This is a genomic window from Mycobacterium sp. 1482292.6, from assembly GCF_001672995.1.
Classification (GTDB): domain Bacteria; phylum Actinomycetota; class Actinomycetes; order Mycobacteriales; family Mycobacteriaceae; genus Mycobacterium; species Mycobacterium europaeum_A.
In genome coordinates, this window is sequence record NZ_LZKV01000259.1 from 1 (window position 1) to 9563 (window position 9563).

General features: G+C 70.9%; 12 protein-coding genes and 2 pseudogenes. 11 read left to right on the forward strand and 3 right to left on the reverse strand.

Annotated features, from left to right (window positions below):
- Nucleotides 1-85 (reverse strand): annotated as a pseudogene (locus tag A5624_RS28385) (TetR/AcrR family transcriptional regulator); the annotation flags it as partial.
- Between the two features lie 88 nt (nt 86-173).
- On the opposite strand from A5624_RS28385, the gene A5624_RS26275 reads away from it, so the two are divergent.
- The 10 genes from A5624_RS26275 to A5624_RS26320 all read left to right on the forward strand — a co-directional run bounded on the left by A5624_RS26275 (nt 174) and on the right by A5624_RS26320 (nt 8467).
- On the forward strand, nt 174-1115 hold the full coding sequence (locus tag A5624_RS26275) for an aldo/keto reductase (protein ID WP_066873281.1): 942 nt from the start codon (nt 174-176) through the stop codon (nt 1113-1115).
- 14 nt (nt 1116-1129) lie between these two features.
- Nucleotides 1130-1597: a nitroreductase family deazaflavin-dependent oxidoreductase gene (locus A5624_RS26280; RefSeq protein WP_066873284.1), complete on the forward strand. Its 468-nt coding sequence runs from the start codon at nt 1130-1132 to the stop codon at nt 1595-1597.
- Between the two features lie 13 nt (nt 1598-1610).
- Entirely contained in the window at nt 1611-2513 is a 903-nt protein-coding gene (locus A5624_RS26285; RefSeq protein ID WP_066873286.1) for a 1,4-dihydroxy-2-naphthoyl-CoA synthase, read from the forward strand.
- 42 nt (nt 2514-2555) lie between these two features.
- Complete coding sequence (locus tag A5624_RS26290; RefSeq protein WP_066873289.1) at nt 2556-3452, forward strand: SDR family oxidoreductase; 897 nt, start codon at nt 2556-2558, stop codon at nt 3450-3452.
- A gap of 53 nt (nt 3453-3505) precedes the next feature.
- Entirely contained in the window at nt 3506-3913 is a 408-nt protein-coding gene (locus A5624_RS26295; RefSeq protein WP_066873293.1) for a VOC family protein, read from the forward strand.
- A 97-nt stretch (nt 3914-4010) separates the two neighbouring features.
- Nucleotides 4011-5249, forward strand: a complete 1239-nt coding sequence (locus tag A5624_RS26300) for an inorganic phosphate transporter (RefSeq protein ID WP_066873296.1) — start codon at nt 4011-4013, stop codon at nt 5247-5249.
- On the forward strand, nt 5246-5551 hold the full coding sequence (locus A5624_RS26305; RefSeq protein WP_066873298.1) for a hypothetical protein: 306 nt from the start codon (nt 5246-5248) through the stop codon (nt 5549-5551). Before A5624_RS26300 ends, A5624_RS26305 begins: the two co-directional genes overlap by 4 nt.
- A gap of 56 nt (nt 5552-5607) precedes the next feature.
- Nucleotides 5608-5910 (forward strand): DUF3349 domain-containing protein, encoded by a 303-nt coding sequence (locus tag A5624_RS26310; RefSeq protein WP_066873301.1) that lies wholly within the window; start codon nt 5608-5610, stop codon nt 5908-5910.
- Nucleotides 5911-5978: 68 nt separating this feature from the next.
- On the forward strand, nt 5979-7070 hold the full coding sequence (gene menE / locus A5624_RS26315) for an o-succinylbenzoate--CoA ligase (RefSeq protein WP_066873304.1): 1092 nt from the start codon (nt 5979-5981) through the stop codon (nt 7068-7070).
- A gap of 11 nt (nt 7071-7081) precedes the next feature.
- The gene (locus tag A5624_RS26320; protein WP_066873307.1) at nt 7082-8467 is read left to right on the forward strand and encodes a hypothetical protein; all 1386 of its coding nucleotides are present in this window, start codon (nt 7082-7084) and stop codon (nt 8465-8467) included.
- A gap of 4 nt (nt 8468-8471) precedes the next feature.
- On the opposite strand, the gene A5624_RS26325 is transcribed toward A5624_RS26320, so the two are convergent.
- Together A5624_RS26325 and A5624_RS26330 are read right to left on the reverse strand one after the other, a co-directional pair.
- The gene (locus A5624_RS26325) at nt 8472-9134 is read right to left on the reverse strand and encodes a DUF2064 domain-containing protein (protein WP_066873310.1); all 663 of its coding nucleotides are present in this window, start codon (nt 9132-9134) and stop codon (nt 8472-8474) included.
- On the reverse strand, nt 9131-9373 hold the full coding sequence (locus A5624_RS26330; protein ID WP_066873313.1) for a hypothetical protein: 243 nt from the start codon (nt 9371-9373) through the stop codon (nt 9131-9133). The genes A5624_RS26325 and A5624_RS26330 overlap by 4 nt, the downstream gene beginning before the upstream one ends.
- Here A5624_RS26330 and A5624_RS26335 point away from each other — a divergent pair.
- Nucleotides 9311-9563, forward strand: a pseudogene (locus A5624_RS26335) (glycosyltransferase); the annotation flags it as partial. The gene A5624_RS26330 and the pseudogene A5624_RS26335 overlap by 63 nt on opposite strands.

The window sequence follows — 9563 nt, forward strand, 5'->3', positions numbered from 1 at the left end:
CCGCCGCGCCGTGCGCGGTGAACGCCGCGGTGGCCGCCGCCAGCAGCCGTTCGCGATTGCGGCGCGCGTCCGACCTTCCCACCAAAGCGGAGGCTCCTCCGGTTCTGTTACGCTATGAATGCGGAGGCCCCTCCGCTTTCACCAGTGTGTCACCCGATCTCTTCAGGAGCACCATGACAGACCAACCCCGGCCCGGCGGCATCGGCACTCTGGGCGTGACCCCCGTCGCCCGCATGGGCTACGGCGCCATGCAACTGTTCGAGGCGACGACCGCCGACGACGCGGCCGCGGTGCTGCGTCGCGCGATCGAACTGGGCGTCAACCACATCGACACCGCGTCGTTCTACGGACCCGGCGAGGTGAACCGCCGGATCCACGCGGCACTGGCCCCCTACCCCGACGACCTCGTCATCGTCAGCAAGGTCGGCGCGCGCTACACCGGCGAACAACCGATCCCGCTGGCGCCGGCACAACGGCCCGCCGAACTGCGCGCCGCCGTCGAAGACGACCTGCGCCAGCTCGGCCTTGATCGCGTCCCGGTGGTCAACCTGCGGCGGCTCGACACCGGGATCGGCATGTCCGCCGAGGGCGACCAGATCGTCGACCTCGACGACCAGCTGGCCGAGCTGATCGCCCTGCGCGACGAGGGCAAGATCGGGGCGATCGGGATCAGCAGCGTGTCGCTCGACGTGCTGCGGCGAGCGCTGCCCGCCGGCATCGTCTGCGTGCAGAACGCCTACAGTCTGTTGGACCGCTCCCAGGAAGCCATGCTCGAGCTGTGCGTGGACGCGGGCATCGCGTGGGTGCCGTACTTCCCGCTCGGCTCGGCGTTCCCCGGATTCCCGAAGGTCGCCGACAACCCGGTGGTGGCCGACATCGCCGGCGAGTTGGGCGTTAGCGGCGCCCAGGTCGGGTTGGCCTGGATCTTGGCGCACGCGCCGAACACGTTGCTGATTCCCGGCACCCGGTCGGTCGCCCACCTCGAGGAGAACATCGCCGCGGCGGGCGTCACACTGAGCGCCGAGGCGGTCGCCCGGCTCGACGCCGTCGCCGAACCCGGCGCCGACCCCTGGGCGCACGGCGTCGAACCCTTCCTGGAGGCGCCCCAGAGCTGACTACTGTGTCAGGCATGGGTACGCCCGACGGCAGCAAGCCGTCCCCCAAACCGCCGTGGTGGCTGAAGCCGGCGAACAAGGTCTTCATCCGGCTCTCGCGGCTGGGCCTGAGCTTCGGTGGTGAAAGCCCGGTGGTGTTGACCGTGCCCGGCCGCAAGTCCGGCACACCCCGGTCGACGCCGGTGACGCCGATGACGGTGGACGGCAAACGCTATGTGGTGGCCGGGTTTCCGGGCGCGGATTGGATCCGCAACGTCCGTGCCGCCGAGTACGCGACGCTGGCCCGCGGTCGGCACCGCGAGCGGGTGCGGATGGTGGAGCTGTCCGCCGATGCGGCGCGCCCGTTCTTGCGGGCGTTTCCCACCGAGGTGCCCACCGGCGTCGGCTTCATGAAGCGCTCGGGGCTGGTCACCGATGGTCGCCCCGAGGAGTTCGAGGCGCTGGCGGGCGTGTGTCCGGTATTTCGGCTGGACCCGGCATAGGAGTTCAAAAACCTTGAGTGACAACCCCTTTGATGCCGACCAGTGGCATCCGGTGGACGGGTTCGGCCACCTGACCGACATCACCTATCACCGCCACGTCGACGACGCCACGGTGCGGGTGGCGTTCGACCGGCCCGAGGTGCGGAACGCGTTCCGGCCGCACACCGTCGACGAGCTCTACCGGGTGCTCGATCACGCCCGGATGTCCCCCGACGTCGGCGTGGTGCTGCTGACCGGCAACGGGCCCTCGCCCAAGGACGGCGGCTGGGCGTTCTGCTCCGGCGGCGACCAACGCATCCGCGGGCGCAGCGGCTACCAGTACGCCAGCGGCGAGACCGCCGACACCGTCGACACCGCCCGCGCCGGGCGGCTGCACATCCTCGAGGTGCAGCGGCTGATCCGGTTCATGCCCAAGGTGGTGATCTGTCTGGTCAACGGGTGGGCGGCCGGCGGCGGGCACAGCCTGCACGTGGTGTGCGACCTCACCCTGGCCAGCCGCGAACACGCCCGCTTCAAACAGACCGACGCCGACGTCGGCAGCTTCGACGGCGGCTACGGCAGCGCGTACCTGGCCCGCCAGGTCGGCCAGAAGTTCGCCCGCGAGATCTTCTTCCTCGGCCGCCCCTACACCGCCGAGCAGATGCACCACATGGGCGCGGTCAACGCCGTCGTCGACCATGCCGAGCTGGAATCCGAGGCCATCGGATGGGCGCGCGAGATCAACGCGAAATCCCCACAGGCGCAACGGATGCTGAAGTTCGCGTTCAACCTGCTCGACGACGGCCTGGTGGGCCAACAGCTGTTCGCGGGCGAGGCCACCCGGCTGGCCTACATGACCGACGAAGCCGTCGAGGGCCGCGACGCCTTCCTGGAAAAGCGCGACCCGGACTGGAGCCGGTTCCCCCGCTACTTCTGAGCGGCCCGGGGTGCCCGGGGCCACCGCCTAGACTCGCCTCCCGTGAGCAAGAGTCCCCTTCGCCGGATCGCCGACCAGTTCGTGCTGGCGACCATGCGTCCTCCGATGGCGCCGCAAGTGTTGGTCAATCGTCCGCTGATCAAGCCGATCGAACTGGCCGGCAAGCGCATCTTGCTCACCGGGGCGTCGTCGGGCATCGGCGAGGCCGCGGCCGAACAGTTCGCCCGGGCGGGCGCCACGGTGGTCGTCGTGGCCCGCCGCCAGGAGCTGCTCGACGCGCTCGCGGACCGCATCACCTCGGCGGGCGGTGACGCCATCTCGATCCCGTGCGACGTCTCCGACATGGACGCCGTCGACGCGCTGGTCGCCGACGTCGAAAAGCGTCTCGGCGGAATCGACATCCTGATCAACAACGCCGGCCGGTCCATCCGCCGGCCGCTGGCCGAGTCGCTGGAACGCTGGCACGACGTCGAGCGGACGATGGTGCTCAACTACTACGCGCCGTTGCGGCTGATCCGCGGGCTGGCGCCGGGCATGATCGAGCGCGGCGACGGGCACATCATCAACGTCTCGACGTGGGGCGTGCTGTCGGAGGCCTCACCGCTGTTCGCGGTGTACAACGCCTCGAAGGCCGCGCTGTCGACGGTGAGCCGGGTGGTGGAAACCGAGTGGGGCGACAAGGGCGTGCACTCCAGCACGCTGTACTACCCGCTGGTGGCCACCCCGATGATCGCACCGACCAAGGCCTACCAGGGGATGCCGGCGCTGACGCCGGAGGAGGCCGGCGAGTGGATGATCACCGCCGCCCGCACCCGCCCGGTGCGCATCGCACCGCGGATGGCGATCGCCGCCAAGGCGCTCGACACGTTCGGCCCGCGCTGGGTCAACGCCGTCATGCAGCGCCAGAGCATCCAGCCCAACCGCAATAACGACGGCTGACCCGGCCGCCGCTACGGGCCGTTTTGCCCGGCCACTGTGATAGACACGACGCTATGGAGATCCTGGCCAGTCGGATGTTGCTCCGGCCGGCGGACTATCAGCAGTCGCTGACCTTCTACCGCGACCAGATCGGCCTGGCGATAGCGCGTGAATACGGCGCGGGCACAGTCTTTTTCGCAGGACAGTCGCTGCTTGAACTGGCCGGTTACGGCTCCCCGGACCACTCGCGCGGACCGTTCCCGGGCGCGCTGTGGCTGCAGGTCCGCGACATCGAGGCGACCCAGGCCGAGCTCCGCGGCCGGGGGGTGGCCATCGCGCGCGAGGCGCGCCAGGAGCCGTGGGGCCTCTACGAAATGCACGTGACCGACCCAGACGGGATCACCCTGATATTCCTCGAAATACCCTCCGACCACCCGCTACGGCGTGACACCCGAGGTGAACGGCGGGGTAATTCCGGTTAACTGAGAGGTAACATCTGGCGACGAGTCAAGGTACACCCGCGTTTCGACTGCCTCAGCATTCGACAATGGAATCCTCCTACCACCAGAATCAGGCGCTGTGAACATCCAATTGTTCCTCTTGATCATTGTCGTAATCACGGCATTGGCTTTCGATTTCACCAACGGCTTCCATGACACGGGCAACGCGATGGCGACCTCGATCGCCAGCGGTGCACTCAAGCCCAAGGCGGCGGTCGCGCTCTCGGCGGTGCTGAATCTGGTGGGCGCTTTCTTGTCCACCGCCGTCGCCGCGACCATCGCCAAGGGCCTGATCGACTCCAACATCGTGACGCTGGAACTGGTCTTCGCCGGCCTCGTGGGCGGCGTCGTCTGGAACCTGCTGACCTGGCTCCTCGGTATCCCGTCGAGTTCGTCACATGCCCTGATCGGCGGCATCGTCGGCGCCACCATCGCCGCCGTCGGTGCGCACGGCGTGATCTGGAAGGGCGTGATCTCCAAGGCGATCATCCCGGCCGTCGTCTCGGCGATCCTGGCCATCGTGGTCGGCGCGGTCGCGACCTGGCTGGTCTACCGGATCACCCGGGGCGTCCCGCAGGCCCGCACCGAGGCGGGCTTCCGGCGCGGTCAGATCGGCTCGGCGTCGCTGGTCTCGCTGGCCCACGGCACCAACGACGCCCAGAAGACGATGGGCATCATCTTCCTGGCGCTGATCTCCTACGGCTCGGTCAGCAAGACGGCGTCGATGCCGCCGCTGTGGGTCATCGTGAGCTGCGCGGTGGCCATGGCGACCGGCACCTACCTCGGTGGCTGGCGCATCATCCGCACCCTGGGCAAGGGCCTGGTCGAGATACAGTCGCCGCAGGGCATGGCGGCCGAGTCCTCTTCGGCCGCGGTGATTTTGCTCTCCGCCCACTTCGGCTACGCGCTGTCGACCACCCAGGTCTGCACCGGTTCGGTGCTGGGCAGCGGGCTGGGCAAGCCCGGCGGCGAGGTCCGGTGGGGCGTCGCCGCCCGGATGGGCGTCGCCTGGCTGGTGACGCTGCCGCTGGCCGGCCTGGTCGGCGCCCTGACCTACTGGATCGTGCACCTGATCGGCGGCTACCCCGGCGCGATCATCGGCTTCGCGCTGCTGGTCGCCGTCTCGGCCACCATCTACATCCGGTCGCGCAAGGTCAAGGTCGACCACAACAACGTCAACGCCGAATGGCGGGGCGACCTGACCAGCGGGCTCGACTCCGACGAGCAGCACCCGCCGTCGGACGCCGGACCCACGCTCGGCGGCACCGCTCCCCGGCACGACTCCGACGACCCTACGGTTAAGGCGAGCGCTTCATGAGTCACATCAGCGACTGGTTCAACTACCAAGCCAGCTTGAAGATCCTCGTCTTCGCCATGCTGGCGGGCGCCGCCCTGCCGGGGCTGTTCGCCCTCGGGATCCGGCTGCAGTCCGCCGGAGCCGGTGACGTCGACGGCGCCAGCAACGGCAGCGCGACGCAGCGCAACCCGGTGCTGACGGGGGTGGCGTGGGCCATCTACGCGCTGGTGATCGCCGTGATCGCGCTGGCGCTGGCCTACATCGCCCGTGACTTCATCGCACATCACACCGGCTATCCGTTCCTCGGAGCGAAACCCAAGTAGCATCGGTTAATGCCCACCGAGTTACCGAACCGGACACCGGGGGGAGCTGTATCAGCGTGAACGGATTCCTCAACTCCATCGTGTCCTGGCTGCGCGCGGGATACCCCGAAGGCGTTCCGGCGACCGACACCTTCCCGGTGCTCGCGCTGCTGGCCCGCCGGTTGTCCAACGACGAAGCGAAGGCCGTGGCCTGCGAGCTGGTTCGGCGCGGTGAGTTCGACGACGTCGACATCGGCGTGCTGATCACCCAGATCACCGACGAGCTGCCGTCGCCGGATGACGTTGAGCGCGTGCGGGTCCGGCTGGCGGCCCAGGGCTGGCCGTTCGACGAAGCCGACGAGGCCGGGGACCCGGCATAGTCGCACTGCGCGCACTGCACGTCCCGTCGGGCGCGGCAGCCTCGACGCTATTGCCCGCCCTGGAACGGGTGCTCGACGGACGCGACCCCGCACTTCTCGCGCTGCCCGGGGCCGACGATCGCGAGTCGGCCGCGCTGCGGGCGGGCCTGCGCGTCGGGGAATCCATCGACGACGACGTGGCCGTGGTCGTGGCGACGTCGGGTACCACCGGAGTTCCCAAGGGCGCCTTGCTGACCGCCGCCGCGCTGACGGCCAGCGCCGCGGCCACCCACGACCGCCTCGGCGGCCCGGGCAGCTGGCTGCTCGCCCTGCCGCCACACCACATCGCCGGGGTGCAGGTCTTGGTGCGCAGCGCGCTCGCCGGCGCGGTACCGGTCGAGATGGATGTGTCGGCCGGGTTCGACGTCACCGAATTGCCTGGCGCGATAAGGAGATTGGGCTCGCGGCGGCGGTACACGTCGCTGGTCGCCGCGCAGCTGGCCAAGGCGCTGGGTGATCCGGCGGCCGCGGCCGCGCTCGCCGAGCTGGACGCGGTGCTGCTCGGCGGCGGTCCCGCTCCGCGACCCGTCCTCGACGCCGCGGCCGCGGCGGGCATCACCGTGGTCCGCACCTACGGGATGAGCGAGACCGCCGGCGGGTGCGTGTACGACGGCGTCCCGCTGGACGGGGTGCGGCTGCGCACGGTCGACGGCCGCATTGTCATCGGGGGCGCGACCCTGGCCAAGGGCTACCGCAACCCGGTCGACCCGGATCCGTTCGCCGAGCCGGGCTGGTTTCGCACCGATGACCTCGGCGCCGTCAGCGCTGCGGGCGTGCTGACCGTGCTGGGCCGCGCAGACGACGCGATCAGCACGGGCGGGCTGACCGTGCTGCCGCAGCCGGTCGAGGCGGCACTGTGTGCCCATCCGGCCGTGAGCGACTGCGCGGTGTTCGGCGTGGCCGACGACCGGCTGGGGCAGCGGGTGGTCGCCGCGATCGTGGTGCGAGACGGATCCGCCGCGCCGGGCCTGGACGAGCTGCGCGCGCAGGTGACCCGCACCCTGGACGCCACCGCCGCCCCGCGCGAGTTGCACGTCGTTGCCGCGCTGCCACGCCGCGGCATCGGCAAGGTCGACCGTGCGGCGTTGGTGCGCCGGTTCGCCGCGCCGAGCGATCAATAGGCTGTTCGTCCGTGAGGATCGCTCGACGAGAGGCAGCGCGCGAAGCGGTAGCGGTCACGGTCGGGGTGGTCCTGGTGGCGGCGGCGTTCGTGTTGCCGCGGCTGAACCTCGGGGTGCGGCCCCGCCTGGATGTCGGCGCCGAGAAGTTCGCCACCCACGCCGGATCCGCGCCGATCTTCGGCGACTGGCTGATCCACGCCGGCTGGGGAACCGCGCCGGCCATCGCCATCGCGATCGCCGTCGTGGCCTGGGGACCCATTGTGGCGCAACGCCTTTCGTGGCGGACGCTGACATTGGGCAGCTGGGCCACCGCGTGCGGCTGGGCGTTCGCGTTGGCGATGATCGACGGCTGGCAGCGCGGCTTCGCCGGGCGACTGACCACCCGGGACGAATACCTGTCACAGGTGCCGGGCATCACCGACATTCCCGCCACACTGCGCACGTTCGCCAGCCGGATCGTGGACTACCAGCCGAACTCGTGGACCACCCACGTGTCGGGGCATCCGCCCGGCGCGCTGCTGACGTTCGTCTGGCTGGACCGGCTCGGCCTACACGGCGGCGCCTGGGCCGGGCTGCTGTGCCTGCTGGCCGGCTCGAGCGCGGCGGCCGCGGTGGTGATCGCCGTGCGCGCGCTGGCCGACGAGCCCACCGCGCGGCGCGCCGCCCCGTTCGTCGCCCTGACGCCGGCGGCCATCTGGGTGGCCGTCTCCGCCGACGGATACTTCGCCGGGGTGGCGGCGTGGGGTATCGCGCTGCTGGCCGTGGCGGTGCACCGCCCGATCCGCTACCCCGCGCTGACGGCCGCGGGCGCGGGCCTGCTGTTGGGCTGGGGCGTGTTCTGCAACTACGGCCTGATGCTGATGGGGCTGCCGGCATTGGCGGTGCTGGCCTCGGCCCACCAGCCGGGTGGCCGCTGGGCGCACTGGCGCGCGGTCCTGCGGGCCTTGGGCCCGGCGGCGCTGGCCGCGATCGCGGTGGCGGTGGCGTTCGCCGTCGCGGGGTTCTTCTGGTTCGACGGCTATACGCTGGTGCAGCAACGCTATTGGCAGGGCATCGCCAAGGACCGGCCGTTCCAATATTGGAGCTGGGCCAACCTGGCGTGCGTGGTGTGCGCGATCGGGCTGGGCGGTGTCGCCGGAATCAGCCGGGTGTTCGACCGGGCCGCGATCCGCCGCCGCTGTGGCTTTCAGCTGCTGCTGCTGGGTGTGCTGGCCGCCGTCGTCCTGGCCGACCTGAGCATGCTCAGCAAGGCCGAGGTGGAACGCATCTGGCTGCCGTTCACCGTCTGGCTGCCCGCGTCGGCCGCCCTGCTGCCGGTGCGATCACACCGGATCTGGTTGGCGCTCAACGCGATCGGAGCGCTGGCGCTCAACACGATCATCCTGACGCACTGGTAGCCCGCTAGAGGCCGGCCGCGCGGGTGACGCGCGCGAACCGGCTGCCGGGTGCGCAGGCCTCGCGCACCACCGCGACGTCGTCGACGACGTCCACGTCGGCCAGCGTCTGCACCGTCACCACGTCGATGCCGTTGTCGCGCAACGCCTTCAACGTCAGCTCACCGGTGTCGGGCACCGACATCGGCACCGTGCGCAGGCACTGCGCCATCGCCGGCTCCCCCACCCCCAGCACCCACCAGCCGCCGTCGCGGGCCGGCCCGAGCACGGCCGGCGCCTCGAGCAGCCGGCGCGCGCAGCCGCCCAGCAGATCGGCGCTCACCTGGGGGGTGTCCATCCCGATCTGCAGCACCGGCAGCCCGTCGGCCGCGTCGGCGTGCGCGTTGGCGAGCCGGGCCGCGAAATCCTCACCGCGCTGCGCGATCACGGTGAACGACGCCAGCCGCTGGCGGATCTCGGCGACGTTCGCGGCGCCGGCCAGGTCCCCGGTCAGCGCCACCACCCGGGCCGCCACCGGCGCGGCGGCCACGGCGTCGAGCGTGTCCAGCAGCGCGGCGGCGGCGATTTCGGCGGCGACCCGATCGCCGACGGTCGCCGCGAGTCGCGTCTTGGCCCGGCCCGGCTCGGGCGCCTTGGCGACCACCAGCAGGGTCACCGGCAGGACGCTCACGAAATCACCTTCCAGAAGTCGAGGATCGCGGTGATGCTGCCCCGCAGCGAACCGCTGACCTTCGACTTGCCGCCCGTGCGTGGGCCGTAGCTGATGTCGAGTTCGACGACGCGCCAGCCGGCGGCCGCCGCGCGGACCAGCAATTCCAGCGGGTAGCCGGATCGCCGGTCGGCGACGCCGAGCTGCAGCGCGGCGCCGACCTGGTGACCGGCCGGCGCCGCCCGGTGCCCGGACTGCACTGGCCGTGGGTGGCCCGGGTGGGCACGGTCGTCATGAGCTGGCGACTGCGCACCCGCCACGGCCTGCCCGTGCACGACATCGCGCCGATGCGGGTGGCCCGCCGCGATGCCCTGCTGCAGCTCGGCGTCGCCGACCGGCGATCCGGCTACCCGCTGGAATTGCTGGTCCGCGCGGCGGCCGCCGGCTGGC

Bases quoted from the DNA above. Each gene is read 5' to 3' on its own strand.
- A5624_RS26275 (WP_066873281.1), top strand. From the start codon at position 174: ATGACAGACCAACCCCGGCCCGGCGGCATCGGCACTCTGGGCGTGACC.
- A5624_RS26280 (WP_066873284.1), top strand. From the start codon at position 1,130: ATGGGTACGCCCGACGGCAGCAAGCCGTCCCCCAAACCGCCGTGGTGG.
- A5624_RS26295 (WP_066873293.1), top strand. From the start codon at position 3,506: ATGGAGATCCTGGCCAGTCGGATGTTGCTCCGGCCGGCGGACTATCAG.
- A5624_RS26305 (WP_066873298.1), top strand. From the start codon at position 5,246: ATGAGTCACATCAGCGACTGGTTCAACTACCAAGCCAGCTTGAAGATC.